Annotated in this window: 23 protein-coding genes and 1 rRNA gene; 11 read left to right on the top strand and 13 right to left on the bottom strand. The window is 61.5% G+C overall.

The window, feature by feature from the left end; translation table 11 throughout:
• The first annotated feature begins 173 nt into the window (after positions 1 to 173).
• Positions 174 to 3818 carry a sensor domain-containing protein gene (locus V6M89_RS17110; RefSeq protein ID WP_332854289.1) on the top strand — a complete coding sequence of 1215 codons (3645 nt, stop codon included), beginning with the start codon at positions 174 to 176 and terminating at the stop codon, positions 3816 to 3818.
• On the opposite strand, the gene xth is transcribed toward V6M89_RS17110, so the two are convergent.
• Positions 3819 to 4583 (bottom strand): exodeoxyribonuclease III, encoded by a 765-nt coding sequence (gene xth / locus V6M89_RS17105; RefSeq protein ID WP_116993027.1) that lies wholly within the window; start codon positions 4581 to 4583, stop codon positions 3819 to 3821.
• Positions 4584 to 5001: 418 nt separating this feature from the next.
• Here xth and V6M89_RS17100 point away from each other — a divergent pair, with 418 nt between their 5' ends.
• The 3 genes from V6M89_RS17100 to V6M89_RS17090 are packed head-to-tail and all read left to right on the top strand — an operon-like array spanning position 5002 to position 6119.
• A complete protein-coding gene (locus V6M89_RS17100; RefSeq protein ID WP_332854288.1) occupies positions 5002 to 5409 on the top strand; it encodes a hypothetical protein in 408 nt (135 codons plus the stop codon).
• 5 nt (positions 5410 to 5414) lie between these two features.
• Positions 5415 to 5603, top strand: a complete 189-nt coding sequence (locus V6M89_RS17095) for a DUF1653 domain-containing protein (protein ID WP_020705647.1) — start codon at positions 5415 to 5417, stop codon at positions 5601 to 5603.
• 60 nt (positions 5604 to 5663) lie between these two features.
• Positions 5664 to 6119 carry a hypothetical protein gene (locus V6M89_RS17090; protein ID WP_332854287.1) on the top strand — a complete coding sequence of 152 codons (456 nt, stop codon included), beginning with the start codon at positions 5664 to 5666 and terminating at the stop codon, positions 6117 to 6119.
• Between the two features lie 24 nt (positions 6120 to 6143).
• Here the strand turns inward: V6M89_RS17090 and V6M89_RS17085 are convergent, their stop codons facing one another.
• Entirely contained in the window at positions 6144 to 7637 is a 1494-nt protein-coding gene (locus V6M89_RS17085; RefSeq protein ID WP_332854286.1) for a leucyl aminopeptidase, read from the bottom strand.
• Between the two features lie 100 nt (positions 7638 to 7737).
• On the opposite strand from V6M89_RS17085, the gene lptF reads away from it, so the two are divergent.
• From lptF to V6M89_RS17070, 3 genes are read left to right on the top strand one after another with little or no spacing between them, the layout of a single operon-like run.
• Positions 7738 to 8874, top strand: coding sequence for an LPS export ABC transporter permease LptF (gene lptF / locus V6M89_RS17080; protein ID WP_332854285.1), 1137 nt, complete (start codon positions 7738 to 7740; stop codon positions 8872 to 8874).
• The gene (gene lptG, locus V6M89_RS17075; protein WP_332854284.1) at positions 8871 to 10040 is read left to right on the top strand and encodes an LPS export ABC transporter permease LptG; all 1170 of its coding nucleotides are present in this window, start codon (positions 8871 to 8873) and stop codon (positions 10038 to 10040) included. The genes lptF and lptG overlap by 4 nt, the downstream gene beginning before the upstream one ends.
• Positions 10041 to 10415 carry a sirohydrochlorin chelatase gene (locus V6M89_RS17070; protein WP_332854283.1) on the top strand — a complete coding sequence of 125 codons (375 nt, stop codon included), beginning with the start codon at positions 10041 to 10043 and terminating at the stop codon, positions 10413 to 10415. It abuts the gene before it with no gap.
• Positions 10416 to 10439: 24 nt separating this feature from the next.
• On the opposite strand, the gene V6M89_RS17065 is transcribed toward V6M89_RS17070, so the two are convergent.
• The 8 genes from V6M89_RS17065 to V6M89_RS17030 form a co-directional block, all read right to left on the bottom strand.
• Positions 10440 to 11213 (bottom strand): glutaminyl-peptide cyclotransferase, encoded by a 774-nt coding sequence (locus V6M89_RS17065; protein ID WP_332854282.1) that lies wholly within the window; start codon positions 11211 to 11213, stop codon positions 10440 to 10442.
• Positions 11213 to 11950 (bottom strand): hypothetical protein, encoded by a 738-nt coding sequence (locus V6M89_RS17060; RefSeq protein ID WP_332854281.1) that lies wholly within the window; start codon positions 11948 to 11950, stop codon positions 11213 to 11215. Before V6M89_RS17060 ends, V6M89_RS17065 begins: the two co-directional genes overlap by 1 nt.
• A gap of 39 nt (positions 11951 to 11989) precedes the next feature.
• Entirely contained in the window at positions 11990 to 12751 is a 762-nt protein-coding gene (cobA, locus tag V6M89_RS17055) for a uroporphyrinogen-III C-methyltransferase (protein WP_332854280.1), read from the bottom strand.
• 88 nt (positions 12752 to 12839) lie between these two features.
• Entirely contained in the window at positions 12840 to 14156 is a 1317-nt protein-coding gene (locus V6M89_RS17050; protein WP_332854279.1) for a sulfate adenylyltransferase subunit 1, read from the bottom strand.
• The gene (gene cysD / locus V6M89_RS17045) at positions 14156 to 15088 is read right to left on the bottom strand and encodes a sulfate adenylyltransferase subunit CysD (RefSeq protein ID WP_116993045.1); all 933 of its coding nucleotides are present in this window, start codon (positions 15086 to 15088) and stop codon (positions 14156 to 14158) included. Before cysD ends, V6M89_RS17050 begins: the two co-directional genes overlap by 1 nt.
• Before the next feature lie 35 nt (positions 15089 to 15123).
• Complete coding sequence (locus V6M89_RS17040) at positions 15124 to 15843, bottom strand: phosphoadenylyl-sulfate reductase (protein ID WP_332854278.1); 720 nt, start codon at positions 15841 to 15843, stop codon at positions 15124 to 15126.
• 11 nt (positions 15844 to 15854) lie between these two features.
• The gene (locus tag V6M89_RS17035; RefSeq protein WP_332854277.1) at positions 15855 to 16448 is read right to left on the bottom strand and encodes a DUF934 domain-containing protein; all 594 of its coding nucleotides are present in this window, start codon (positions 16446 to 16448) and stop codon (positions 15855 to 15857) included.
• Positions 16441 to 18132, bottom strand: a complete 1692-nt coding sequence (locus V6M89_RS17030) for a nitrite/sulfite reductase (RefSeq protein ID WP_332854276.1) — start codon at positions 18130 to 18132, stop codon at positions 16441 to 16443. The genes V6M89_RS17035 and V6M89_RS17030 overlap by 8 nt, the downstream gene beginning before the upstream one ends.
• A gap of 151 nt (positions 18133 to 18283) precedes the next feature.
• On the opposite strand from V6M89_RS17030, the gene V6M89_RS17025 reads away from it, so the two are divergent.
• The 3 genes from V6M89_RS17025 to V6M89_RS17015 all read left to right on the top strand — a co-directional run bounded on the left by V6M89_RS17025 (position 18284) and on the right by V6M89_RS17015 (position 21147).
• Positions 18284 to 19225, top strand: coding sequence for a CysB family HTH-type transcriptional regulator (locus V6M89_RS17025; protein WP_116993051.1), 942 nt, complete (start codon positions 18284 to 18286; stop codon positions 19223 to 19225).
• A gap of 15 nt (positions 19226 to 19240) precedes the next feature.
• A complete protein-coding gene (locus V6M89_RS17020; RefSeq protein ID WP_332854275.1) occupies positions 19241 to 19894 on the top strand; it encodes a class I SAM-dependent methyltransferase in 654 nt (217 codons plus the stop codon).
• Positions 19895 to 20079: 185 nt separating this feature from the next.
• A complete protein-coding gene (locus V6M89_RS17015; protein WP_332854393.1) occupies positions 20080 to 21147 on the top strand; it encodes a porin in 1068 nt (355 codons plus the stop codon).
• 6 nt (positions 21148 to 21153) lie between these two features.
• On the opposite strand, the gene V6M89_RS17010 is transcribed toward V6M89_RS17015, so the two are convergent.
• The 3 genes from V6M89_RS17010 to V6M89_RS17000 all read right to left on the bottom strand — a co-directional run bounded on the left by V6M89_RS17010 (position 21154) and on the right by V6M89_RS17000 (position 24611).
• A complete protein-coding gene (locus V6M89_RS17010) occupies positions 21154 to 22314 on the bottom strand; it encodes a sensor histidine kinase (RefSeq protein WP_332854274.1) in 1161 nt (386 codons plus the stop codon).
• A gap of 103 nt (positions 22315 to 22417) precedes the next feature.
• The gene (locus V6M89_RS17005; protein ID WP_217940530.1) at positions 22418 to 23185 is read right to left on the bottom strand and encodes a LytR/AlgR family response regulator transcription factor; all 768 of its coding nucleotides are present in this window, start codon (positions 23183 to 23185) and stop codon (positions 22418 to 22420) included.
• Positions 23186 to 23258: 73 nt separating this feature from the next.
• Positions 23259 to 24611 carry a sensor histidine kinase gene (locus V6M89_RS17000; protein WP_332854273.1) on the bottom strand — a complete coding sequence of 451 codons (1353 nt, stop codon included), beginning with the start codon at positions 24609 to 24611 and terminating at the stop codon, positions 23259 to 23261.
• A 522-nt stretch (positions 24612 to 25133) separates the two neighbouring features.
• Here V6M89_RS17000 and V6M89_RS16995 point away from each other — a divergent pair.
• A 16S ribosomal RNA gene (locus tag V6M89_RS16995) occupies positions 25134 to 26662 on the top strand.
• Positions 26663 to 26711: the final 49 nt, after the last annotated feature.

The raw sequence follows: 26711 nt of genomic DNA, 5'->3' as shown, positions 1-26711 counted from the left end.
TTGACAAGTGGTCGGATGACGACAATGCCCGGTTCGCCGGGCATTGTCGTTTTTAGGGGCGTCGCTCGGTGTGCGCGATGGCTAATGCGACCAATGTGGTTTATGATCTGCCAACTATGCTGCCGGAAAGTAACGGGCGAGGTGGCATTTTTTATTGGGTGCCATTGGTGTACATGAATCGAGTTTCGACCAATCCTGATTTCGTAGCAGACGCGCTGGCGCTGATCGGCGTTCCCGCGTGCGCCTATGGCACCGATGGCGTGGTGCTGGCTGCCAATCAGGAGCTGGTGGAATTGCTGGGTTTCGACCCGGCCGGGCGGCCGATGGCCGACCTTTTCGCGCGCCACGTGCGCGGCGCCAGCGTCAAGGAGCTCGATGCGGCGCTGGAGGCCTCCAATGCGGGCCGGCGCTGGGATAGCTGCCTGACCTGCGCCAACGGCCAATACCTGTCGGTGCAGGCGTGGAGCAAGCCGCTGCCGGCCAGTTCGGCGGTGCAGGGCGCCACCATCGTCTTCCACGACATCAGCGCGGTGGAGCGCGACCAGCGCTCCCTGCGCAAGACGCTGCTGGAGCAGCAGGCCATCCTGGAGAACGCCGCAGTCGGTATCCTCTTCAGCAAGGACGGGGTGATCCAGGAGTGCAATATCCGCTGCGCCGAAATGCTGGGCTACAGCCGCCAGGAGCTGGAGGGTGTGGCCAGCGTCACCGTCTATCCGAGCGAGGCGGACTTCGTCGACCTGGGCCGCAAGGCCAGCCCGCCGCTGTCGCAGGGCTTGTCCTTCATGCAGGAGGCGCAGCTGCGCCGCAAGGACGGCTCGCTGTTCTGGGCGCGCCTGTTCGGCCGCGCCATCGATCCTATCCACACCGCCGAAGGCACGGTGTGGATCATGGAGGACATCAACGAGCACCGCATCGATGAAGAGAAGCTGCGCCGCGCGCTGCTGGAGATGCAGGCCATCATGGACAGCGCGCCGCTGGCGATCGGCTTCCAGCGCGATAACCGCATCCTGCGCTACAACCACCGCTTCGCCGAATTCTTCGGCTTCAACGACGATGGCGGTGTCGGCCAGCTGACGTCGACGCTGTATCCGTCGCAGGAAGCGTTCGACGCGGTGGTGCGCAAGGCGCGGCCGCTGCTGGCGCGCGGCAAGCCCTACCAGGCCGAGATGGAGATGCGGCGCCAGGATGGCTCGACCTTCTGGGCGCACGCCTTCGGTTACGTGATCAATCCGGGCCGCACGCAGCAGGACACCATCTGGATCTTCGACGACCGTAGCGCCCAGAAGCGGCATGAAGAGGCGACCCGGCAGCTGCTGCTGGAGCAGAAGGCGATCCTGGACAACGCTTCGGTCGGCATCCTGTTCAGCAAGGCGCAGATCATGTTGAGCTGTAATCCGCGCATGGCGGAGATGTTCGGCTACGACATCGATGAAATGGTGGGGCATCCTTCGGCCATGGTGTTCCCGTCGCAGCAACGCTACGAGGAATTCGGCCGCGAAGCCGCACCGCTGCTGGGCACAGGCCAGCCGTTCGAGAAAAAAGAATACGAGTTCAAACGCAAGGACGGCAGTGTGTTCTGGTGCCGCGTGCGCGCCAAGGCGGTGGACGACGCGCACAGCGAAGGCGGCACCATCTGGATCCTGGAAGACGTGACCAGCACGCGCCAGACGCAGATGGAGGTCGAGGCCATCATGACCAATGCCTCGATGAGCATCCTGTTCACCAAGAACCGCGTCATCACGCGCTACAACCGCGGCTTCGCCGAGATGTTTCGCTACGAGGGCGACGCCGGCCTGGGCCTGCCCGGCCGCGCGCTGTACCCGTCGCAGGAATCCTACGAAAAGCTGGGGGCGCAAGCCTATCCCTTCCTGTCGATCGGAAAACCGTTCCAGATCGAGATGGAGATGCGCCGCTCCGACGATACCTTGATGTGGGCGCAGCTGATCGGCTACGTGGTCAATCCCGACGACCCGACCCAGGGCACGATCTGGGTGATCGAGGACCGCACCGAGCAAAAGAACGCCGAGGAATCGCTGCGCAACGCGCTGCTGGAAAACCAGGCCATCCTGGACAGCGCGGTGCTGGGCATCTCGGTGGTGGAGCAGGGCCGCAACCTGCGCTGCAACACCAAGATGGAGGAGCTGTTCGGTTATGCGCCCGGCGAGATGAACCAGTTGAGCGTGCAGGCCTTCTATGCCGACAAGGATGCGTGGGAAGCGGCGCGCGCCGCCACCGCCGACGACTTCCACGCCGGCCGCGTGCACGCCTCCGAGTACCAGCTGGTGCGCAAGGACGGCAGCACGTTCTGGGGCCGCCTGTCCGGCCGCCCGTTCGACCTGGCGCAGGCCACCGGGCGCTCGGTGTGGCTGGTGGACGACATCACCGAGCGGCGCGAGGCGGCGGAGGCGGTCAGCCGCGCGCGCGACGACCTGGAAGTGCGGGTGCTGGAGCGCACCGCCGAACTGGCCGGCGCCAACGCGCTGCTGCAAGGCGAGATCGTCGAACGCCGCCAGGCCGAGGCGCGCGTGCACCACATGGCCTACCACGACAGCCTGACCGGCCTGCCGAACCGCGCGCTGCTGTCGGACCGGCTGGACCGCGCCATGCTGGCGGCGCAGCGTTCCGAGCGCCGGCTGGCGGTGATGTTCATCGACCTGGATCGCTTCAAGACCATCAACGATTCTCTGGGCCACATGACCGGCGACCAGTTGCTGAAGGAAGTGGCGAGCCGCCTGTGCCGCGCGGTGCGCGCCAGCGACACCGTGGCCCGCCTGGGCGGCGACGAGTTCGTGGTGCTGGTGCCGGGCATCCGTTCGTCCGAAGAGGCCAGCCACGTGGCGGAGAAGATCATCGAGGCGCTGTCGGACAGCTTCCCGCTCGAAGGCCGCAACCTGCACATCACGCCGTCGATCGGCATCTGCGTGTATCCGGACGACGGCGGCGACGTCGAGACGCTGATGCGTCATGCCGACGCCGCCATGTACCACGCCAAGGCCAGCGGCAGGAACAATTACCAGTACTTCAAAGAGGCGATGAACCAGACGGCGGCGGCGCATTTCGAGCTGGAGTCCAGCCTGCGCGGCGCGCTGGCGCAGGACGAGTTCGAGCTGCACTTCCAGCCCATCATGGATATCGGCACGCGCCGCCTGCATACGATGGAAGTGCTGCTGCGCTGGCGCCGTGGCGGCGGTGAGCTGGTGCTGCCGGACCACTTCATCCCCATCATCGAGGAGAACGGCCTGATCGTGCCGATCGGCGAGTGGGTGATACGCCAGGCCTGCAGGCAAAGCATGGCGTGGCAGCACGCCGGGCTGGCGCCGGTGCCGCTGGCGGTGAACCTGTCGCCGCGCCAGTTCATGCATCGTGGGCTGATCGAGTCGATCCGCGCCATCCTCGACGAAACCGGCATCGATCCGTCGCTGATCGAATTCGAGATCACCGAGACGGCGCTGATGCAGCACGGCGAACAGACCTTGGATATCCTGGGCCAGATCAACGCCATGGGCATCCGTCTGTCGATCGACGATTTCGGCACCGGCTATTCGAGCCTGGCCTACCTGAAGCGCTTCCCGGTCAAGAAGATCAAGATCGACCGCGCCTTCATCAAGGAACTGGAAGAGAGCGCGGAAGACCGCGCGATTGTGGCGGCGATCATCGCGCTGTCGGACAGCTTGCAGCTGTCGGTGGTGGCGGAGGGGGTGGAGACGGAAGGGCAGTACGCGCTATTGCAGCGCAACGGCTGCCAGTATGCGCAGGGCTATCTGTTTTCACAGCCGGTGCCGCACGCGACGGCCCAGCTGCTGCTGCCCAGGCTTTAATCAATCCAGCGTGGCGATCACCGGAGCGTGGTCGGACGGCTGTTCCCACTTGCGCGGCGCGCGGTCGATCACGCAGGCGCTGCAACGGGCCACCAGCGCCGGCGACAGCAGGATGTGATCGATGCGCAGGCCTTTGTTGAGGCGGAAGCCCAGCGCGCGGTAGTCCCACCAACTGAACGATTTTTCCGGTTGCTCGAACAGGCGGTAGGAATCGGTCAGGCCGATGTCGAGCAAACGGGTGAGGGCGGCCCGTTCCTTGTCGGACACCAGCACCTGGCCGGCCCATGCGGCCGGATCGTGAACGTCGCGGTCTTCCGGCGCGATGTTGTAGTCACCCAGTACCGCCAGTTGCGGATGCAGCGCGGCTTCTTCCTTGATCCAGTCGTGGAAGGACGACAGCCAACCCAGCTTGTACTCGTATTTGTCCGAATCGACGCTCTGGCCGTTGGGCACGTAGGCGCACACCACACGCACGCCGTCGATGGTGGCGGCCAGGATGCGCTGCTGCGGGTCTTCGTAGCGCGGATTGTTCTTGATCACGTCGGCAATCGGCAGTTTGGACAGGATGGCGACGCCGTTGTAGGTTTTCTGGCCGCTGTAGGCGACCTGATAACCGGCAGCCTCGATGGCGGCCACCGGAAACTTGTCATCCGTTAATTTTGTTTCTTGAATGCAGAGGACATCGATGGGGTTCTCCTCTAGCCATTTCAAGACGTGCGTCAGGCGAACGTTGAGTGAGTTAACATTCCATGTGGCTATTTTCATCTGAGTCAGTGTCCGTGCGGGGTTTGGGGGAGGCTTTAGCCTGCATGACCGAATCTTACAGCATCTTGATTTAACACATAGGATTGTTAATTTGACGATTTTTATAAAAAAACATGAAAAAGTCTTTCGTGCGGGCACTGTCAGAGCCTAAAATGTTGCAAAATGTGTGAAATTAAAAAAAAATTGCTAGGAATGTCTCCTTGTTGTCAAAATAGAACGGTAAATAAAGACAAAATAAGCAAAAGAGAAATATACTGATACAAATTGGGTGGAAAACTTGTGTTTCCGTCGAGCAATCAAAAATAGTAGTGTCCAGGGTTCATTTTTGTGTTGTGCATCAACAAGAAATGGTACTATAGGGAAATTACTTGTGGTTTTAACAGTGAATAGCGCGTAGCGCATTTACAAAGGAATTAAAATGCGAGCTGCATTCGAGACGTGGGCGCAGAAAGACGGTCACATCGTCCGACGCCGGGAAGACAAACCAGAGGAGTACCTGGTTTTTGAAACGCAACGCCGCTGGGTCATCTGGCAAGCTGCGTTGGAGCACGGCAAAACGCCGGGCGGTCGCAAGACGACCGCACAAAAGGAAGCCGCCGCGCTGGAAAAGGCCAAGGCTGCCGTTCAACGTCCGCCGGCCATCAACTCCGACGAGGCTGCGGTGCGCAACCAGGTGCTGAACGAAGTGCTGGATGCGTTCTCCACCCTGGGCGGCGAACGTGGCATGGACGATATCCTGAAAGTGGTACAGGGTCTGAAGAAGAAGCAGCAGGAGCAGGCGGAAGAGCGCGTTGCAGCGGCTGAGCCGGTACGGCACAACGCCTGACCCGGATGCGCTTCAGGCACTACAAAGGGGGCCTCTACGAGCTGGTATGTGAGGCCACCCTGGAATCTGATCTGAGTACCATGATCGTCTATCGCGCCGCGAACGGATCCATCTGGACCCGGCCGAAAGACGTGTTTTTTGAAATTGTCGAAGTCGATGGCGTAAAAGTGCAACGCTTTACGCCTCTTGATTGAGCATATAGAACCGCTCGCGGGCTGCTACACTGGTCTGACCCACTAACCCTGAGGCAGACCATGTATTTCCGTCCCGTTGCAGCCGCCGTTGCCAGCGCTTCCGCGCTGCTGACCCTAATGGCCGGCTGCGCCTCCCTGACTGAATCCACCCAACAAAACGTGCTGGTGCAAACCGTGCTCGATCATCGCGAGATCGCTGGCGTCGGCTGCGTGCTGTACAACGACGTCGGAAAATGGTTCGTGACCACCCCGGCGCGCGTGACGCTGCGCAAGAGCGCGGGCGCGCTGCGCATCGATTGCCAGAAAGAGGGCGCGGGCTGGGCCTACGAAAAGGTCGATTCCAAGGTGGACGGGAATCTGTGGGGGAATTTGGCGCTGACGGCGGGTGTCGGCTACTTCATCGACAAGAATACCGGCGCGGCCTATGACTATCCAGCCACGCTGACGGTGGTGATGCACCCGGCGGTGGAGCGCGATGCGCTGCCGCCGCCGGCTGCAGGGGTGACGCTCTATTGATTAGGTAGGCGCTTAGGCACGCGCTTATGCCCGGTTAATCAGGAAGTTCGACAGCAGCGGTACCGGACGGCCGGTAGCACCTTTGGCGCCGCCCGATTTCCATGCGGTGCCGGCGATGTCCAGGTGGGCCCAGGTGTACTTGCGGGTGAAGTTCTCCAGGAAGGCCGCGGCGGTGCACGACGCGCCGCCCGGCGTGCCGATGTTGGCCAGGTCGGCGAAGTTGGACTTCAGCTGCTCGTTGTACTCCTCGCCGATCGGCAGGCGCCATGCGGTGTCGCCGGCGGCTTTACCCGCAGCCATGATCTCGTCGGCCAGCTTGTTGTGGGTGTCGTCGTCGCGCGTGAACAGGCCGCTCTTGTGGTGGCCCAGGGCGACGATGCAGGCGCCGGTCAGCGTGGCGATGTCGATCACGGCGGCCGGGTTGAAGCGCTCGGCGTAGGCCAGCGCATCGCACAGCACCAGGCGGCCTTCGGCGTCGGTGTTCAGGATCTCGATGGTCAGGCCGTTCATCGAGGTGACGATGTCGCCCGGCTTGGTGGCGCGGCCGGAAGGCATGTTCTCGCAGGCGGCGATCACGCCGATCACGTTCAGCTTCAGGTTCATCTCGCCGATGGCGCGGAAGGTACCCAGCACCGAAGCGGCGCCACCCATGTCGTACTTCATCTCGTCCATGCCTGGACCGGCTTTCAGCGAAATGCCGCCGGTGTCGAAGGTGATGCCTTTACCGACCAGCACCACCGGCGCATCCTTAGGCTTGCCGCCCATGTGCTTGAGGATGATGAACTTTGGCGGCTGCTCGCTGCCGTTGGTCACGGACAGGAAGCTGTTCATCTTCAGTGCTTCCAGCTGTTTGCGGTCCAGCACTTCAACGTCGAACTTGTAGTCCTTGCCCAGCTTCCTGGCGGTGTTGGCCAGGTAGGTCGGGGTGCAGACGTTGGCCGACAGGTTGCCCAGTTCCTTGGTCAGGTCCATGCCGTTGGCGATCGCCTCGGCCTGGGCCAGCGCCAGCTTGGTGGCGGCGGTGTTTGGCACGGCCAGCGCGATTTTCTTCACGCCGGTCGGCGCCGGATCCTTCTTGCTCTTCTGGCCGTCGGTGCGGAACACGCTTTCGTGCGCGCTTTGCACCACGCAGCGGATCGCCCAATTGACGTCGCGCTCTTTCACTTCGGTCATCGGCAGTGCGATAATAGCGTCGCTCGCGCCCAGCGCGGAGAAAGCCTTCAGCACCGCGGACACGCCGCTGGCGAAATTCTTCTCGCTGACGCCATCGTCGCTACCCAGGCCGACCAGCAGCACGCGTTCGGCGCTCGCGCCTTTCACGCCGCGCAGCAGCAGGGTGGTGCCGGCTTTGCCGGAGATGTCGCCGGACTTCAGCGCAGCCGTGATTTCACCGGAGCCGTCCAGCGCCTTGGCGGCCTGCGACAGCTTCTTGTTCTCAAAGACCGCGACGGCGACAACGCCGGCTTTGGCCGAAGCGATGGTGTTTTTTGTGTCGAATGCTTTTATGCTAAAGTCCATTTGATTCTCCGTGTCGTGTACGAATTGCCAGCCTGTTTGCCAGGCTGTTATTTAACTTGTGGCCCAGTGAGGCCCTTAACTACCGAATTATAACTTTCGAATGATCTTTCAACGCGCCCTACGACGTGAAATGGCAAGTGCCGCCGGCGCCACCTTCACCGTGCTGTTCAGCATATGCGTTACCTGGACCCTGATCGCCGTGTTGGGCCGGGCCGCAGGCGGCAAGGTCGCCTCCAGTGACGTCATCGCGTTGATCGCATTCGCAACGCTGAATTATCTGCCAACTATCCTCATCCTCACCAGCTTTATTTCAGTGCTGATGGTGGTCACGCGCAGCTACCGCGATTCCGAGATGGTGGTGTGGTTCGCGTCGGGCCTGAGCCTGACCAGATGGATAGTCCCGGTACTGAGCTTCGGCCTGCCGATGGTGCTGCTGACGGGCGCCCTGAGTTTCGTCGCCACGCCGTGGGCCAAGCAGAAAAGCTCGGAATACGTCGAGCGCTTCGAAAAACGCGAAGACCTGCAAAAGGTCTCGCCGGGCCAGTTCAAGGAATCGGCGTCGGCCAACCGCATCTTCTTCGTCGAAGGCGTGGCCGGCAAGACGGCCGTGGTGCAGAACGTGTTCGTCAACACGGTCGACGAACATGGCACCGCCGTCATCGTCGCGCGCGAGGGCGTGATCAACACCGGCGCCAAGGGCGAGCGCTATCTGGTGCTGAAGAACGGCCGCCGCTACCAGGGCACGCCGGGCCAGTCGGACTTCCAGACCATGGAATTCGAAAGCTACAGCATGCGCGTGACCAGCCAGACCCAGGACATGGAGTCCGAGCGCAATACCGACGCCGAGCCTATCATGGCGCTGCTGTCCGACACCACGGCCTTCGGCCGCGCGGAGCTGTTGTGGCGCATCTCGTCGCCGGCCACCTGTTTGATCCTGATCCTGCTGGCGGTGCCGCTGGGTTTTGTCAATCCGCGCGCCGGCAGTTCGGCCAACCTGATCATCGCGCTGCTGATCTTCTTCAGCTACAGCAACGTGGTCAAGCTGGTCGAGGCCAGCGTCAAGCAGGGCAAGTCGTCGTTCGCGCTGTCCTGGTGGCCGCTGCACGTCGTCGCGATGCTGCTGGTATTCGCGCTGTTTGCCTGGCGCCTGAACCTCAACCATCGCTATCATCCGCTGGCATTGCTGGCGGCGCTGAAGCGCTCGCGCGCAGCCGGCAAGAAAGCTGTCACGCCATGAAAATCCTGCAACGCTATTTCGCCGTCTCGATCCTGCAGGCGGTGGCCTTTGTGCTGGTCGCCTTCCTGGGCCTGCAAGCCTTCATGGACCTGACGGGCGAGCTGCCGTCGGTCGGCAAGAACGGCTATGCCATCCAGTACGCCTTCCTGTATGTGCTGGTGCAGCTGCCGGCCCACGTGTATGAAGTGATGCCGCTGGCGGCGCTGATCGGCACCATCTACACGATGGCGCAGTTTGCGGCGACGTCCGAATTCACCATCATGCGCGCATCCAGCATGTCGACCGGGATGGTGGCGTGGATGCTGGCCAAGGTCGGCTTCGTGCTGGTGATCGTCACCTTCATCTTCGGCGAGCTGATTGCGCCGCGCACCGCGCCGCTGGCCGAGAAGATCAAGCTGAGCGCGCGCGGCGCCGCGATCTCGTCGGAGTTCCGCTCCGGCCTGTGGACCAAGGATATCGTCAAGTCGGACGGCATGAGCGGCACCGTGACCGGCTCGCGCTTCTTCAACGTGCGCCAGGTGAAGCCGGACGGTACGCTGGTCGACGTCAAGCTGTACGAGTTCGACACCAGCTTCCGCCTGCGTTCGATCACGCTGGCCAAGATCGGCACCTTCAAGGGCAATAACAACTGGCAGCTGTCGGATGTGACGGAAAATATCTTCACCAATCCGGCGCTGCTCAAGCCGGGCAGCGAGGCCAACCTGGCCAACAACTTCGCCCAGGACACCAGCCTGATCGAAACCCGCCACAGCGCCACCAAGGACCTGCTGTCCGAAGTGACGCCGAAGATCCTGTCGGTGGCCGGCTCCGATCCGGAGCGCATGTCGGCCAACGAACTGGCGGTCTACACCCGTCACCTGCAGGAGAACAAGCAGGAGACCGAGCGCTTCAAGATCGCCTTCTGGAAGAAGCTGTTCGACCCGTTGGCGATCTTCGTGCTGATGGCGCTGGCGCTGCCGTTCGGCTACCTGCACACGCGTAGCGGCGGCGTGAGTCTGAAGATTTTTGTCGGTATCATGATCGGTGTCAGCTTCCAGTTGGTGAACACCTTGTTCTCGCATCTGGGGCTGCTGAGCACCTGGCCGGCGGTGGTCACGGCGATCGCCCCGAGCCTGTTATTCCTGCTGCTGGCGCTGGGCGCCTTGTGGTGGGTGGAGCGACACTAGATGAGCAAGCAAGCCCTGATCCTGTTCGCGCACGGCGCCCGTGCCGCATCGTGGGCGGCGCCGTTCGAGCGGCTGCGCGACCTGACGCAGGCGCGCACCCCTGAGGTGCGCGTGTCGCTGGCCTTTCTTGAGTTGATGACGCCGCGCCTGCCGGAGCTGGTGGCCGAGCTGACCGCCGACGGCATCACCCGGATCACCGTGGTGCCGGTATTCCTGGGGCAGGGCGGCCATGTGCTGCGCGACCTGCCGCTGATGGTCGAGCAATTGCGCCTCGATCATCCGCAGGCGACCATCAACGTGGTCGAAGCGGCCGGCGAGAACGCCGCCGTGCTCAACGCCTTGTCCGACTACTGCGTCTCCTCGCTGCCGGCGTAAGCGGCGGCGCCAGGTCGGCGCCATTTACTTCCTGGGTACGATCTTGATCTCGTACAGCTTGGGCCACAATTTCCCGGTGACGAACAGGCGCTTTTTCTCGGCGTCCCAGGCGATGCCGTTCATGACGTTCTCGCCGTTGAGGCCTTTGCCGGCGCCGGGATACAGCTTGCCCAGGTCGATCCAGCCGGTGATCTTGCCGTTGGCCGGGTCGATGCGGGCGATGGTGTTGGTGTGCCACAGGTTGGCGAAGATCTCGTCGCCCACCACTTCCAGCTCGTTGACCTGATCGACCGCGATGCCGTCGGCCGTCACCTTCACGCGGCGCACTTCGAGGAAGGTCTTGGGATCGAGGAAGCGCAGCGTGGCCGTGCCGTCGCTCATGATCAACTCCTTGCCGTTCTGCGTCAGGCCCCAGCCTTCGCCCGGATAGGCGAACTGGTTGCGCATCTCGAAGGTGGCCAGGTCGAATACGAAGCCGGTCTGCGTCTGCCAGGTCAGGCCGACCAGCGTGTCCTTCCATACCGTCAGGCCTTCGCCGAAGTACTGCGGCGGGATGTCCTTGCTCTTGACGACCTTGCCGGTCTCCAGCTCCACCTTGCGGATCGACGATTTGCCATTCAGGCCTGTACTCTCGTACAGGAAGCCGTCGCGGTACAGCAGGCCTTCGGTGAAGGCTTGCGGGTCGTGCGGGTAGGCGTGGACGACCTTGAAATCGTAGGTCGGGATGGCGGCGGCAGCGCTGGCGGCGGCCGGCAGCAGGGCAAGTAGGAGCAGGGTCTGGGCGTAGTTCGTTTTCACTATTCGGTCGCTGATGAGTTTTCGAGTTCGATCATGGCGTCGAGCGTCGTGCCTGGGGCGTCGAGTTCCGCCTGGACGCAGGCGCGCGCTTCCGGCGACTGCACCAGCGTCACGGCCTGGGCGCGCGCCGCTTCCGCTGCCGCAGTATCGCCGCAGCCGCTCAGCAAGTCCAGCACCAGCGCCAGTTCGTTGATGTAGTTGTACACCTCGGCCAGCAGGGCGGACATGCCGGCGGTGGTCAGCACGTTAAAGCCGGCGCGCCGCTCGTTGAGCAGGGCCGCCGCCTGCGCCAGGTGCCGCATCGGCTGCGGCAGGTGGCGGCTGGCCAGCGCGTAGTCGCCGCAGGCCATGATCGACGGCAGTGCCGAGCGGGCGCATTGCTGCGCCAGCGCTTCCGGTAGCTGCTGGAACAGATGGTAGGTGTTTTGCAGGTCGCTGAGCTTGTCGTTGATGGCACGGATGTCGTTAAACAGGGCCTCGGCGGCATCGCCGTCGGCCTGGGCCAGCAGGCGCTGGCTGTCGCGCTCGCGCAGCTCAACCAGCGCGCGGCGCGCCGGCAGGTGTTCTTCTGCCAGCTTGGCCCAGGCGCTCAGCACATAGGACAGGCGCAGCGGCGCGGTTTCCGCGTCGGCGGCGCTGGCGTCGAACAGCCAGATGTAGTCATTGAGCGCGCTATCGAAGGCGCCTTCCGAGTGGGCCTTCCATGCGCGTTCCAGCACTTCGTGAACAGTGTCCATTACTACCTCGTTTGGTATGAATGGACATTCTATTACGGATCAGGCGCTCAGTTGCTGTACTGCTGAAGGGAGTTGTGCTTCGTCGCTGAGCTGGTGGGCGCGGGTTTTCATCGCGTCGCCCAGCATCACCAGCACCGGGCCGTGGGCCGCGCCCAGGCCTTGCGCCAGCGAGGCGATGGTCAGGCGGCGGATATGCTGGTCCGGACGGCTGCAATTTTCGATGACGACCACCGGCGTGTCTGGACGGCGGCCCTGCGCCAGCAGGCGTTCCGCAGTGGCGATGGCTTCGCGGCCGCCCATGTACTGCACCAGGGTGTCGGTGTCGGGGATGGCGTCGTGTTCTGCGTGTTCCGGCGCGGTGGAGGAGGTGAAGAAGGCGACGCTGCGCGCCACGCCGCGCTTGGTCAGCGGCTGCTTGCTGGCCGCCGCCGCGGCCAGCGCGGTGGTGATGCCGGGGACGATTTCCACCTCGATGCCCGCTTCTTCCAGCGCGCGCAGTTCCTCGTCGGCGCGGCCGAACAGCATCGGGTCGCCGCCCTTGAGGCGCACCACCAGCGGGAACTTGTGGGCGTTGTCTACCATCTGCTTGTTGATGAACTGCTGCGCGGTCGACAGCTGGCCGCAGCGTTTTCCGACCAGGATTTTCTCTGCCTGAGGGCACAGCTCCAGCATCTCCTCGGTCACCAGGGCGTCGTGCAGCACCACGTCGGCTTGCGCCAGCAGGCGCGCGCCGCGCAGGGTGATCAGGTCCTGGGCGCCGGGGCCGGCGCCGATCAGGTAGACTTTTCCAAGGGATGACATGGCTATTCCTTTGTTGGCTTGTCATTCCCGCGTAGGCGGGAATCCATACTCAGCATGGGTTCCCGCCTGCGCGGGAACGACATGGGTGTTACTCAGCCAGACGGATCATGCCCGCTGCGACGGTCTGGTGCGTGACTTCGTCGATCAGGATGAAGGCGCCGGTGGCGCGGATGTCGGCGTAGGCGTCGGCCGCCAGCGGCTGCTGCACGGTCAGGCCGATGCGGGCGATATCGTTCAGCTTCAGGCCTTCGGCGCTGTGGCGCTGCTGGGTGTTGATGTCCAACAGCGATTCAATGCCGGTGATCTTGGCCGAGGTCTGCTTGGTGCCGTGCTTGATCCAGTACTTGCGGCGCTGGTCCAGCGGCTCGTCGGACATCCAGCAGACGTCCGCCTTCAACTGCTTGAGCAGGGTCGCTGGCTGGCTGGCGCCGGCCAGCAGGTCACCGCGCGAGATGTCCAGGTATTCGTTCAGCAGCAGCGTGATCGATTGACCGACCACCGCCGATTGATGCGAACCTTCCAGCGTGACGATGTCCTTGACGGTCGCGGTCTGGCCGGATGGCTGCACCACCAGCGTGTCGCCGACCGACACCTTGCCGGCTTCGATGCGGCCCATGTAGCCGCGGAAGTCGTTGGCTTCGTGGCCGTTGTGGCGCGCCACCAGCTGTACCGGGAAGCGGAACGGCGCGTTGTGCGATTCGTCGTACACCGACAGCGATTCCAGCAGCTCGATCAGCGTCGGGCCCTTGTACCAGCTCAGTTTTTCGCTGGCGGCAACCACGTTGTCGCCGGTCAGGGCGGACAGCGGGATCGGCGTGATGTCCTTCAGGCCCAGCGTCTCGGCGAACTCGCGGTAGGCCTTGACAATGCGGTCGTAGATCACCTGGTCGTAGTTCACCAGGTCCATCTTGTTGACGGCGACCACCACGTGCTCGATCTGCAGCAGGTGGGCGATGGTCGAGTGGCGCTTGGTCTGGATCAGCAGGTCCACGCCGCCGTCTTCGTGCAGCTTCACCTTCGAGACGTCGATCAGGATGATGACGGCATCGGCGGTCGAAGCGCCGGTCACCATGTTGCGGGTGTACTGCTCGTGGCCTGGCGTGTCGGCGATGATGAACTTGCGCTTCGGCGTGGCGAAGTAGCGGTAGGCCACGTCGATGGTGATGCCTTGTTCGCGTTCGGCTTCCAGGCCGTCGGTCAGCAGCGACAGGTCGACGGCGTCGCCGACGGTGCGCTTGTGCTTGGAGCGCGACATGGCGTCCAGCTGGTCGGCGAAGATGCCTTTGCTGTCGAACAGCAGGCGGCCGATCAGGGTGGACTTGCCGTCGTCGACGGAGCCGGCGGTGATGAAGCGCAGCAGGCCGCGTTCAGTTTTTTGTTCGTGGTTGTCGGTGAGTGCGTTCATCAGAAGTATCCTGCTTTTTTACGTTTTTCCATCGAAGCCTCGGAGGTCTGGTCGTCCATCCGGGTGGCGCCGCGTTCGGTGATCTGCGTGACTGCGGTTTCGGCGATGATCTGCTCCACCGTGGCCGCATCCGACGACACCGGGCAGGTGCAGGAGATGTCGCCGACGGTGCGGAAGCGCACCACCTGCGTTTCGACGGTTTCGCCTTCGCGTGCCGGGGTCAGGTCGGTCAGCGGCACCAGCAGGCCGTTGCGCGGAATGACCTGGCGTTCGTGGGCGAAGTAGATCGGCGGCAGTTCCAGCTTTTCGCGGGCGATGTACATCCACACATCGAGCTCGGTCCAGTTCGAGATCGGGAACACACGCATGTTCTCACCTGGATGGACGCGGGTGTTATACAGGTCCCACAGTTCCGGGCGCTGCGATTTCGGATCCCACTGGCCGAATTCGTCGCGGAAGGAGAAGATGCGCTCCTTGGCGCGGGCCTTCTCTTCATCGCGGCGGGCGCCGCCGATGCAGGCGTCGAAGCCGTGTTCGGCGATGGTTTCCAGCAGCGTGACCGCCTGCGCGGCGTTGCGCGAATCGGTCAGCGGATTACGCAGGCGCACCGTGCCTTTTTTGATCGACTCTTCGACCGAGCCGACGATCAGGCGCTCGCCCAGTTCGGCCACGCGCTTGTCGCGGAAGGTGATCACTTCGGCGAAGTTATGGCCGGTGTCGACGTGCACCAGCGGGAACGGGAATTTGCCGGGGCGGAAAGCCTTCTCCGCGATGCGCAGCAAGACCACCGAGTCTTTACCGCCCGAGAACAGCAGCGCAGGGTTGCTGCATTCGGCCGCGACTTCGCGCATGATGTGGATCGCTTCCGATTCCAAAGCGTCGAGGTGGCGCGAATTCACGTGCGCGGCGTGGTTTTCAACTAAAGCGTTCATGGACTATGCCTATTCTTTTGTGTGGCGCTTGCCTATCAAGCCGCCACGGATTTAATGCGTATCAGTTTGCCGTCGACCATGTGCAGGCCGCACTCTTTCGAATCCGGATTCTCCCACCACCAGCGGCCGGCGCGGACGTCTTCACCCGGTTCGATGGCGCGCGTGCAGGGTGCGCAGCCGATCGATGGATAGCCCTGGTCGTGCAACGCGTTGTACGGCACGTCGTTGTCGCGGATGTAGTTCCAGATGTCTGCCTCCGACCAGTCGGCCAGTGGATTGAACTTGGTCATGAGGTGAGCCGGATCGTCTTCTTCCACCATCAGCGAGGTGCGGGTGGCCGACTGCGCGCGGCGCTGGCCGGTGACCCAAGCCTTGTTGCCGGCCAGGGCGCGGCCCAGCGGCTCGACCTTGCGGATGCGGCAGCACTCGCGGCGCATCTCGACGCTGTCGTAGAAGGCGTTCAGGCCGTTCTGCGCGACGTAGGCGTCGACCGCTTCGGTCTGCGGCTTGTACAGCGCGATCTCGTAGCCGTCGTAGCGTTCCTTGACGCGGTCCAGCATGGCCAGCGTTTCAGGATGCAGGCGTCCGGTTTCAAGCGAGAAGATGCCGATATCCAGCTTGCCTTTCAGGATCAAGTCGGTCAGCACCATGTCTTCGGCCGCCAGGCTGGAGGCGAACACCGCCGGGCTGTGGTCCTTGACGATGCGCGCCAGCGTGGCGTTGGTGTCCGTAATCAGCTTGTTCAGGTCACTCATGGCTGCTCCGATCAGATGCCGTAGCCGGCGTCGCCGGTGTTGACGCCGACGTTGCGGGCGTGGCGGCGGAACAGCGGCACCTTCTGGTCCACCGATGCCTGGTAGGTCTCCGAGAAATCGGACAGGCCTTTCAGCGCATCGTGGATGTTGCGGTCAGGCCGCGTGGCGTAGGCGTCGAAGCCGACGCGCTGCATCGAGAACAGCTGGTCGCGCAGCACGTCGCCGATGGCGCGCAGTTCGCCGGTCCAGCCCAGGCGGGTGCGCAGGTTGTAGGCGATCGAGTAGCCGCGGCCATCGGTGAATTTAGGGAAGTCGACGGCGACCAGGGCGAACTGGGACAGGTCGTCCTTCAGCGCTTCCGGACGTTCGTCGCTGGCGATCCAGACGCCGATCTCGCCGGCGGCGGCGCGCGCCAGCAGCGACTCGCGCTGGGCGTTCCAGACCGCGACCGGCACGATCACCTTGCCCGCCGGGACGGGCAGGGCGGCGATGGCGTCGGCTTCAGGGGCCACGCCGCCGTCGGCCGCTTCCGGCGCGCGCAGCACGTGCCACGTATCTTCGACCACTTCACGGCCTTTGATGATCAGGTTCTTAACGTCAGACATATTCATCCTCTCCTACCAGGCGACCGGCTTCGACGATCGGCGTGGCGTACACAAATTCCTTGAACGGCGCGATGCCCAGGCGCTGCGCACAGTCGGCGAACGATTCGTCTTCATAGCGATCGCGCACATACACCTGCAGCAGGCGGCCTATCACTTCCGGCATTTGCAGCGCGGAGAACGATGGTCCGATGATCTTGCCGATGGCGGCGTTGTTGCCCTGCGAGCCGCCGATCGACACCTGATACCATTCGCTGCCGTCCTTGTCGACGCCCAGCACGCCGATGCTGCCGACGTGGTGGTGGCCGCAGGCGTTGATGCAGCCCGAGATATTCAGTTCGATCTCGCCGATGTCGTGCTGGAAGTCGATGTTGTCGAAGCGCTCCGCGATGGCGGCGGCGATCGGCAGCGACTTGGCGTTGGCCAGCGAGCAGAAGTCGCCGCCCGGGCAGCAGATCATGTCGGTCAGCAGGCCGATGTTCGGCGTCGCCAGGCCCTTGGCCTTGACCTGTTCCCACAGCGTGAACAACTGCGATTGCTCGACGTCGGCCAGCACGATGTTCTGCTCGTGCGTGACGCGCAGTTCGCCGAAGCTGTAGCGGTCCGACAGGTCGGCCATGAAGTCGATCTGCTCGGCGGTGGCGTCGCCCGGCGGCACGCCGGTCTTCTTCAGCGACAGCACCACGGCGGCGTAGCCAGGCTGCTTGTGCGGCTTGACGTTGCGGTTGATCCAGTTGGCGAAGGCCTTGTTGCCGGCGTGCGCCGCGACCACGTCGCTGTCGTCCAGCTGCTTGTAGGCCGGCGGCTGGAAGTAGTCGATCACGCGCTGCATTTCTTCGACGGTCAGCGTTTCCGGGCCGTCTTTCAGGTCGGCCCATTCGGCTTCGACCTGGCGGGTGAACTCTTCGACGCCGATGGCCTTCAGCAGGATCTTGATGCGGGCCTTGTACTTGTTGTCGCGGCGGCCGTACTGGTTATACACGCGCATCACGGCTTCGGTGTAGGTCAGCAGGTGCTGCCATGGCAGGAAGTCGCGGATCACGCTGCCCAGGATAGGGGTGCGGCCCATGCCGCCGCCGGCCATGAACTTGAAGCCGATCTCGCCGGCGTCGTTGCGCACCACGGTCAGGCCGATGTCATGCACGGCGATGGCGGCGCGGTCTTCGACGGCGCCGTTGATGGCGACCTTGAACTTGCGCGGCAGGGCGATGAATTCGGGGTGGAAGGTGGACCACTGGCGCAGCACCTCGGCGTACGGACGCGGATCGATGATCTCGTCGGCGGCGACGCCGGCATAAGGATCGGAGGTGGTGTTGCGGATGCAGTTGCCGGAGGTCTGGATGGCGTGCATCTCCACCGAGGCCAGGTCGGCCAGGATGTCCGGGGTCTGCTCCAGCTCGATCCAGTTAAACTGGATGTTCTGGCGGGTGGTGAAGTGGCCATAGCCGCGGTCGTACTTGCGGGCGATGTGCGCGAACATGCGCATTTGCTTGGATGCCAGCAAGCCGTACGGCACGGCGATGCGCAGCATGTAGGCGTGACGCTGCATATACAGGCCATTTTGCAGGCGCAGCGGCAGGAATTCGGCTTCGGTCAGCTCATCGGACAGGCGACGGCGCACTTGATCCCGGTATTGGGCGATGCGTTCGCGGACGATGAGATGGTCATATTGGTCGTATTGATACATATTCTTCCTAGATAGTCGCTTGCTAGAACCCCCAAACTAGCGCTAATAGTAATAAACTTCGTCTTTATTCCATACGACTTAGTCTTTATTTGCTTATATACGTATTGGGTATAAGCATGGACGTTCAATTTATGATGAGCCTGGACCCGCAATGAACCTTCACCAACTGCGCTTCGTGCGCGAAGCTGTACGCCAGAACTACAACCTGACCGATGCCGCCAAAGCGCTGTTTACGTCGCAGCCGGGCGTGTCCAAGGCGATTATCGAGCTGGAGGAGGAGTTGGGCGTCGATATCTTCACCCGGCACGGCAAGCGTATCCGTGGCCTGACCGAGCCAGGGCGGCTGGTGCTGGAATCGGTGGAGTTAATTATGCAGGAAATTGACAGCCTCAAGCGCATCGGCAAGGAATATGCGGCCCAGGACAGTGGCAGTTTTACCATCGCCACCACACACACGCAGGCCCGCTACACGCTGCCGAAAGTGGTGCAGGCCTTCATGCTGAAGTTCCCCAAGGTGCGCTTGTCTTTATTGCAAGGAAATCCGCAGCAGATCGCCGAAATGGTCCAGCGCGACCAGGCCGACCTGGCGATCGCCACCGAATCCATCGCCGGTGTGACCGGTTTGATAACCTTGCCATGTTATCAGTGGGAACACGTGGTGGTGGTGGCGCCGGACCATCCATTGCTTAAATCTAAGCAGATTACGCTGGAAGAAATTGCCGCTTTCCCGATTATCACTTACGATGGCGCCTTTGCCGGCCGCAGCAAGATCGACCATGCCTTCTCCCTGCGCGGGCTGAAGCTGGACGTGTTGCTGGAAGCCATAGACGCCGACGTGATCAAGACTTATGTGGAGTTGGGCATGGGGATTGGTATCATAGCGGGCATGGCCTTCGACGCCGAGCGCGACAAATCGCTGCGCGCCATTCCTGTGGGCCACCTGTTCGGCATGAATGTGTCGCGGGTGGCGGTCAAGCAGGGGGCTTATCTGCGCAGCTATATCTACACCTTTATCGAACTGCTGGCGCCTACGCTCAACCGTAAATTGATCGAGCAGGCCATGAGCGGTGCAAAAGAACACTACGAACTGTAAATTAGAAAGTAAGACATGATTACCAACCAGTTGGCACAATTTTATGCCGTCAACGCCGATAACTATGACCAGGTCTACGCGCAGGAAGAGCGCTTCGACGATCTGGATGACTTGCAGGAAATGGTCGCCGAGCTGTTCCAGGACCACAAGGTGCTGGAACTGGCCTGCGGAACCGCGTACTGGACCGACCTGATCGCCGAAGTGGCGGAATCGGTGCACGCCACCGACCTGGTGCCGGAAATGATCGCGCTGGCCGAAACCCGCGGCCTGGACGAGGACGTCGTGACCTTCGGCGTGATGGACGCCTTCAACCTGCCGGACGACCTGGAAGGCAAGTACACGGCGGTGTTCGCGGCCGGCCTGTGGGGACACGTCAAGCGTGAAGACCAGGAGAAATACCTGAAGACCCTGCGCGCCAAGCTGGGCAAGGACGTGCTGCTGGTGTTGCTGGACGAGACTTATGTCGATGGCGATAGCATGGTGTTTGCCCGCACCGACCTGGAAGGCAACACTTTCCAGATCCTGACCGCCGACGATGGCCAGCGCTACGAAGTGATGAAGAACTACCTGACCGACAGCACGCTGCGCAAGCGTTTCGCGACGTCGGCGCGGCAGATTCGTGTCGAGCGGCTGGAGTACTACTACCTGCTCAGCTGCCGGTTAAAATAAATGGAATTCACTAAAAGCCGCGTTTTGCGGCTTTTTTTATACTGATGCTGATTTACAACAAATGGTTGATGTCACATTGTTGAAGTAATTGATAGGCATGATTCGCCCCGTAGATTGATTACATGCAGTTACTTCTTCCAACCTTCAGTAGAGAACATCAAGTGAAAAAACTTACTCTGGTAGCAATGATCATCGGCGGTTTCGCAGCTCAAGCTCAAGCTCAATCGAATGTCACGATCTATGGCCTGGTCGACGCAGGTCTGGTCGGCGAGCGCGGCGGCGCGGCAGGCAGCGTGACCAAAGTCACCAGCGGTATCGGCGGCCAGTCGCGTCTGGGCTTCCGTGGCACCGAAGACCTGGGCAACGGCCTGTCGGCCATCTTCACCCTGGAAACCGGCCTGAAAGTGGATGACGGCGCGCTGGACAACGCCAACAGCGCCCTGTTCAACCGTCAGTCGTTTGTCGGCCTGAAAAGCAAAGAAGCCGGCACCTTGACCATCGGTCGCCAATACACCATGCTGTACAACGCCATGAGCCAGGTTGCCGACCCATTCGGCGCCGGTTACGCAGGCAGCATCAAGAACTTGTTCCCGGCAGCCGGCGCGAACACCCGCACCAGCAACGCCCTGGTCTACTCGACCCCGGTGATGGAAGGCTTCAGCGCCGACGGCCTGTACTCGCTGGGCGAGCAGGCTGGCAGCTCGACCGCCGGCCGCCAGTTCGGCTTCGGCCTGAACTTCGCCAACGGCCCGCTGAACGCGCGCCTGGTGTACAACAACCGCAACAACGACACCGCTGCGGTCGGCGCCACCCCGGCCAAGCTGCAGGACAGCGGCCGCAACACCCTGTTCGCGATCAACTACGATTTCCAGGTTGTCAAAGCCTACTTCGCCTACGGCGCGGACAAGGGCGTGAACAGCGCGGCCCTGCCATCGGCTAACGCCTTCGGCTACGCCGTGGCGCCTAAGGCCAGCCTGGACAGCAACGACCTGCTGATCGGCGTGCAAGTGCCAGTCGCTCCTAGCGGCACCATCATGGCTTCGTACATCCGCAAGAACGACAAGACCGTCAACAACCAGGACGCCGACCAGTGGGCGCTGGGTTACCTGTACTCGGTGTCGAAGCGTACCGGCATGTATGTTGCCTACGCCAAGATCAAGAACAAGAACGGCGCCGGCTACACCGTTGGTAACAACAACGAAGCTGGTAGCGGCGACAAGGCCTTCAACGTTGGCATCCGTCACGCCTTCTAAGCAGGATCAGGCGACGTTTTCCTGAGGCGGCAGCGGCAGCCGGATCATGATCCGGGTGCCGCCGTCGCTGACGATGGAGATGTCGCCATGCAGTGCCCAGACGCGTTCGCGCATCCCGATCAGGCCGAAGGATGAAGCTTTGTCCATGTCCTTTTCGGCGATGCCGCGGCCGTCGTCATGGATGGTGACTTGCAGCAGACCGTCGGTGCGGTACAGCGACAGCAAGACCTTGCGCGCTTCGGCGTGGCGGGTGATGTTGGTCAGCGCTTCCTGCGCAATGCGGAAGATGGCTGTGCTGTAGGCGTCGTCCAGTATCAAATCTTCTTCATTCGCGTCCAGCGTGCAGGCGATGCCGTAGCGCGAGACGAATTCCTGGCGCAAGCTCTCCAGCGCGAAATACAAGCCTCCCTCATCGAGCGCACGCGGCCGCAGGTTGCTGGCGATGCGCCGCAGCGACGTGATCGCCGACATCAGCAGCTCGTCCATGCCGGCCTGGAGCTTGCGCGCGGCCACGTCGTTGCTGTGCTGTTGCTGCAGCAGCGCCAGGTCCACGCGCAGCGTTGCCAGCAGCTGGCCGAGGTCGTCGTGCAGCTCGCGGGCGATGTGCTTGCGTTCCTCCTCCCGTATGGTTTGCAGCGCGGCCGACAGTTCGCGCAGCTGGGAGTATGACTGTTCCAGCTGTTCCTGCACCTGCTTGCGTTCGGTAATGTCGCGCAGGATGATGGTGTAGATGCGGTGGCCGTTTTCCGCCAGCGACGAGATCGACCCTTCCAGTGGAAAGTGCTGGCCACTGGCTTTCAAGCCGGTCACGGCATAGTCGCTGGCGCGCCGGCCTTTCATGCGCAGGCGGATGCCGGTGTTGCCGAAGTAGCGGGTGCTGGCCGGCTCGTTGCTCAAGCGCTGGTCGCGCGGGATGAATTGCTGCAGGGGCGAGCCTTCCATGGCCTGCACCGTGGTGCCGAACATGGTCGCGGCCGAGGGGTTGGCTTGCAGGATGATCTGGCGTTCGTCGGTGGAGATGATGGCGTCGCTGGCATGCTGGATGATGCCACGGCTGCGCTTGTGCGCGGTGGCCGCGCGCGCGCATTGCCAGCCCATGCGCCAGGACAGGCGCCCGGCCAGCGCAACGGCGCTGCTGAACATGAGCAGTGATCGGATACGGGCCATGCGTTTCCCCATGCGGCAGGGATGGGCCGCGTGGGTAAACACTAAAGCAAGCGCAGGGCAGGGGGTTGATATGCCGCAGACGCGCTTGGCGTCTGTGGCGGGATTACATCTGTTTGAACAGGTGCAGGAAGCTGCGGCTCACTTCGAGCTTGTCCGGCTTGCCCTTGATCATGACCAGGTGGCGGCCGCGTATGTCGCGCGTCACGCCTTCGATGGCGTTGACGTTGACCAGCGTGGCGCGGTGGATCTGCCAGAACAGCGCGGGATCAAGCTCCTCGGCCAGGTCGCGCACCGGCTTGCGGATTAGCGCTTCGTAGCGTTCGGTTTGCACGCAGGTGTATTTTTCGTCGGAGCGGAAGAACAGGATTTCCTCGACCGGTATCATGCGCAGGTCCTGGCCGATGCTGGCCTGTATCCATTGCAGATAGGCTGGTTTCGGTGTCGCGATCTTTTCCGCCAGTTGCGACAGCATCGCAGTCACGCTGGCGTTGACGTCGGCAGCCGCGGTCGGTTTGCTCATGCGGGTCTTGAGGCGGTCGACCGTGATCTGCAGGCGCTCCTGCTCGGGCGGTTTGAGCACGTAGTCGACCGCGCCGCGCTCGAAGGCTTCCACCGCATAGGCGTCGTAGGCGGTCACGAACACGATGTGGCTCTTGTTGCCGATCACTGAGGCGGCTTCCATGCCGGTTTTTCCGGGCATGCGGATATCGAGGAAGGTGAAGTCCGGCTTGAGCTGGTCGACCAGTTCGATCGCTTCGTCGCCGTTCTTGGCTTCGCCAATAATTTCCAGCTCGGGCCAGACCTGGCCCAGGCGCATGCGCAGTTGGTCGCGCATCAAACGTTCGTCGTCGGCAATGATTGCTGTAGGCATGTGGGTGTGTTCTGCAATGTTAATTATTTAAACAATTAATTATTCAACGAATCGCCGTAATAATCAATCGATCTTATTTAGACAGCTGGTACGGGACTTCGATCGTGGCGATCACGCCGCTTGGACTGTTGGCGGCGATCAGCAACTGGCCTTGTTCGCCATGCAGCAGTTTCAGGCGTTCGCGGATGGTCATCAGGCCCAGGCCGGTGCCATCGCTGGGCACGGCGCCGAAGCCGAGGCCGTCGTCGGTGACGATCACGCGCAGCTTGTTGTGGGCCACGTCGGCGCGCACTTTCAGCGTGCCGCCCTCTGGTTTGGCCTCCAGGCCGTGCTTGATGGCGTTTTCCACCATCGATTGCAGCATCATCGGCGGGAAAGCGGCGGTGCGCAGGCCGTCGGGGATGTCGAAGTCCACGGTCAGGCGTTCTTCCATGCGCATTTTTAGCAGGTTCAGGTAGGCCACCACCATGTCGGCCTCGCGGCCCAGGTTGGTGATCAGAGCGTTGTCGCGCATTTGCGGCAGCACCGCGCGCAGGTATTTAATCAGGCTGCGCTGCATGGCGGAGGCGCGCGGCGGGTCGGTTTCGATCAGGTGCTCGACCGAGGCCAGGGTGTTGAACAGGAAGTGCGGCTCCACTTGAGCCTGCATCATCTGCATCTTCGCCTCGCTGAGCTGGCGCTGCATGGATTCGCGTTCGACGGCGGCGTTGGCGGTCAGGGTTTCGGCTTCGGCGCGTTTTTTGCCACCCATCAGGGCCTTGGTGCCGAACAGCGCGAGCACCAGCAGCGAGACGAAGCTCTTGAACCAGGTCGAGGCTTGACGGTGGTAGCGGGTGACTTTTTGCTCGGCGGCGTCGTCGACGGCCTCTTCGATTGCGTTCGACAGTTCTTCACCGATTTGCGGTGGCAGGTCGATGTGGACTTCTTCGCCCGGCAGGGTGGGGAGGGCGGGGACGGATGCGGCGGACGGTTTGCCGGGTTTGCCCGCTTTGCCGGCTGGGGCGGCCGGCTCGGCGGGCTGCGCTGGCTCTGCCGGCTGTGCTGGTTCGGCTGGTGGTGCAACGGGAACGCCCTTGTTGTCATCGCTGCTGGAATCGGACGAGTCGCTTTTATCGGTTTTGTCGGCATCCTTGTTGCGGATCTTGCCGCGCGGGTTGAAATGGATGCCGCTATCGTCGATCAGGATATTGGTGTCACCGTTTTTGCGTTTGGGATGCTTGTCGTTCTTGATGATGACTTCTTCCTCCGGACTGGACGAGAACAGCTCGTCCTGCAGGATGGAGCCGGCAATCAGTGTCAACACCGCGAAGACCAGGAACTTCCACCACGACAGTTGAGTGACCCAGGTGGCGGTCGTGTCAAAGCCGCGGTGCAACCAGGCGCCGGCGGTTTTCAGGGTGTCTTGCGTTTTTGGCATAGGAAACATGTAAGACTTTCACTCTTGTGTACGAAGCAAGTGTAACTAATTTTTTGATGATGCAACTGTACCTATTGGCGTGGCCAAGCGCCAAGCTATTGCGACAGTCTGCAAGAAACGAGGATTGGACGGCGGGAGACAGGGAGCAGAAAATAGGTCTTGCTAATCTTATGTGCGCTTTGCTATAGTTCGCCCCCTCGCAGAACACAGCACATGTTGCTGAGTGAAGCGGGAAAAAGTAGGGGTTGACGAAACGGTCTAAACGCTTCATACTCTTTCTTCTTCGCTGACGGACACAACGCTCCGCAGCAAGCAAGCAGTACCGAATAAGTTCTTTAAAAATTTACAGTCGATAAGTGTGGACGTTTGATGAAAGTGCACACGCTGCTTAGGCAGCGTGAAACTTAAAATATCAAATGTTCACAAGAAGTAATGAAATAGGCGCTATGAAAATAGTGGCCTGTCAGTATTTTGAGTGAGCGACCCCTTAGCAATAAGGGTGCTACGAGAGTAGCAAAAGTAACAGAGATTAAACTGAAGAGTTTGATCCTGGCTCAGATTGAACGCTGGCGGCATGCCTTACACATGCAAGTCGAACGGCAGCGCGGGGCAACCTGGCGGCGAGTGGCGAACGGGTGAGTAATATATCGGAACGTACCCTGGAGTGGGGGATAACGTAGCGAAAGTTACGCTAATACCGCATACGATCTAAGGATGAAAGTGGGGGATCGCAAGACCTCATGCTCCTGGAGCGGCCGATATCTGATTAGCTAGTTGGTAGGGTAAAAGCCTACCAAGGCATCGATCAGTAGCTGGTCTGAGAGGACGACCAGCCACACTGGAACTGAGACACGGTCCAGACTCCTACGGGAGGCAGCAGTGGGGAATTTTGGACAATGGGCGCAAGCCTGATCCAGCAATGCCGCGTGAGTGAAGAAGGCCTTCGGGTTGTAAAGCTCTTTTGTCAGGGAAGAAACGGTCTGCTCTAATACAGCGGGCTAATGACGGTACCTGAAGAATAAGCACCGGCTAACTACGTGCCAGCAGCCGCGGTAATACGTAGGGTGCAAGCGTTAATCGGAATTACTGGGCGTAAAGCGTGCGCAGGCGGTTTTGTAAGTTTGTCGTGAAATCCCCGGGCTCAACCTGGGAATGGCGATGAAGACTGCAAGGCTAGAGTTTGGCAGAGGGGGGTAGAATTCCACGTGTAGCAGTGAAATGCGTAGATATGTGGAGGAACACCGATGGCGAAGGCAGCCCCCTGGGTCAAAACTGACGCTCATGCACGAAAGCGTGGGGAGCAAACAGGATTAGATACCCTGGTAGTCCACGCCCTAAACGATGTCTACTAGTTGTCGGGTCTTAATTGACTTGGTAACGCAGCTAACGCGTGAAGTAGACCGCCTGGGGAGTACGGTCGCAAGATTAAAACTCAAAGGAATTGACGGGGACCCGCACAAGCGGTGGATGATGTGGATTAATTCGATGCAACGCGAAAAACCTTACCTACCCTTGACATGGCTGGAATCCCCGAGAGATTGGGGAGTGCTCGAAAGAGAACCAGTACACAGGTGCTGCATGGCTGTCGTCAGCTCGTGTCGTGAGATGTTGGGTTAAGTCCCGCAACGAGCGCAACCCTTGTCATTAGTTGCTACGAAAGAGCACTCTAATGAGACTGCCGGTGACAAACCGGAGGAAGGTGGGGATGACGTCAAGTCCTCATGGCCCTTATGGGTAGGGCTTCACACGTCATACAATGGTACATACAGAGGGCCGCCAACCCGCGAGGGGGAGCTAATCCCAGAAAGTGTATCGTAGTCCGGATTGTAGTCTGCAACTCGACTGCATGAAGTTGGAATCGCTAGTAATCGCGGATCAGCATGTCGCGGTGAATACGTTCCCGGGTCTTGTACACACCGCCCGTCACACCATGGGAGCGGGTTTTACCAGAAGTAGGTAGCTTAACCGCAAGGAGGGCGCTTACCACGGTAGGATTCGTGACTGGGGTGAAGTCGTAACAAGGTAGCCGTATCGGAAGGTGCGGCTGGATCACCTCCTTTCTAGAGTAGCACTCTTCTTCAAGCGTTCACACTTATCGGCTGTAATGAA

Source organism: Duganella sp. S19_KUP01_CR8 (assembly GCF_036688705.1).
GTDB lineage: Bacteria > Pseudomonadota > Gammaproteobacteria > Burkholderiales > Burkholderiaceae_D > Rugamonas.
This window is presented reverse-complemented; position numbering and strand designations above follow the sequence as displayed.

Excerpts from the sequence above, each read along its gene's own strand:
- V6M89_RS17110 (WP_332854289.1), top strand. The coding sequence starts at position 174 with ATGAATCGAGTTTCGACCAATCCTGATTTCGTAGCAGACGCGCTGGCG.
- V6M89_RS17035 (WP_332854277.1), bottom strand. The coding sequence starts at position 16,448 with ATGTCTGACGTTAAGAACCTGATCATCAAAGGCCGTGAAGTGGTCGAA.
- V6M89_RS17095 (WP_020705647.1), top strand. The coding sequence starts at position 5,415 with ATGCGCTTCAGGCACTACAAAGGGGGCCTCTACGAGCTGGTATGTGAG.
- V6M89_RS17040 (WP_332854278.1), bottom strand. The coding sequence starts at position 15,843 with ATGAGTGACCTGAACAAGCTGATTACGGACACCAACGCCACGCTGGCG.
- V6M89_RS17100 (WP_332854288.1), top strand. The coding sequence starts at position 5,002 with ATGCGAGCTGCATTCGAGACGTGGGCGCAGAAAGACGGTCACATCGTC.
- V6M89_RS17010 (WP_332854274.1), bottom strand. The coding sequence starts at position 22,314 with ATGGCCCGTATCCGATCACTGCTCATGTTCAGCAGCGCCGTTGCGCTG.
- V6M89_RS17020 (WP_332854275.1), top strand. The coding sequence starts at position 19,241 with ATGATTACCAACCAGTTGGCACAATTTTATGCCGTCAACGCCGATAAC.
- V6M89_RS17070 (WP_332854283.1), top strand. The coding sequence starts at position 10,041 with ATGAGCAAGCAAGCCCTGATCCTGTTCGCGCACGGCGCCCGTGCCGCA.
- V6M89_RS17015 (WP_332854393.1), top strand. The coding sequence starts at position 20,080 with ATGATCATCGGCGGTTTCGCAGCTCAAGCTCAAGCTCAATCGAATGTC.
- xth (WP_116993027.1), bottom strand. The coding sequence starts at position 4,583 with ATGAAAATAGCCACATGGAATGTTAACTCACTCAACGTTCGCCTGACG.
- V6M89_RS17090 (WP_332854287.1), top strand. The coding sequence starts at position 5,664 with ATGTATTTCCGTCCCGTTGCAGCCGCCGTTGCCAGCGCTTCCGCGCTG.
- V6M89_RS17060 (WP_332854281.1), bottom strand. The coding sequence starts at position 11,950 with ATGGACACTGTTCACGAAGTGCTGGAACGCGCATGGAAGGCCCACTCG.
- cysD (WP_116993045.1), bottom strand. The coding sequence starts at position 15,088 with ATGAACGCTTTAGTTGAAAACCACGCCGCGCACGTGAATTCGCGCCAC.
- lptG (WP_332854284.1), top strand. The coding sequence starts at position 8,871 with ATGAAAATCCTGCAACGCTATTTCGCCGTCTCGATCCTGCAGGCGGTG.
- V6M89_RS17050 (WP_332854279.1), bottom strand. The coding sequence starts at position 14,156 with ATGAACGCACTCACCGACAACCACGAACAAAAAACTGAACGCGGCCTG.
- V6M89_RS17085 (WP_332854286.1), bottom strand. The coding sequence starts at position 7,637 with ATGGACTTTAGCATAAAAGCATTCGACACAAAAAACACCATCGCTTCG.
- V6M89_RS17000 (WP_332854273.1), bottom strand. The coding sequence starts at position 24,611 with ATGTTTCCTATGCCAAAAACGCAAGACACCCTGAAAACCGCCGGCGCC.
- cobA (WP_332854280.1), bottom strand. The coding sequence starts at position 12,751 with ATGTCATCCCTTGGAAAAGTCTACCTGATCGGCGCCGGCCCCGGCGCC.
- V6M89_RS17005 (WP_217940530.1), bottom strand. The coding sequence starts at position 23,185 with ATGCCTACAGCAATCATTGCCGACGACGAACGTTTGATGCGCGACCAA.
- lptF (WP_332854285.1), top strand. The coding sequence starts at position 7,738 with ATGATCTTTCAACGCGCCCTACGACGTGAAATGGCAAGTGCCGCCGGC.
- V6M89_RS17025 (WP_116993051.1), top strand. The coding sequence starts at position 18,284 with ATGAACCTTCACCAACTGCGCTTCGTGCGCGAAGCTGTACGCCAGAAC.
- V6M89_RS17030 (WP_332854276.1), bottom strand. The coding sequence starts at position 18,132 with ATGTATCAATACGACCAATATGACCATCTCATCGTCCGCGAACGCATC.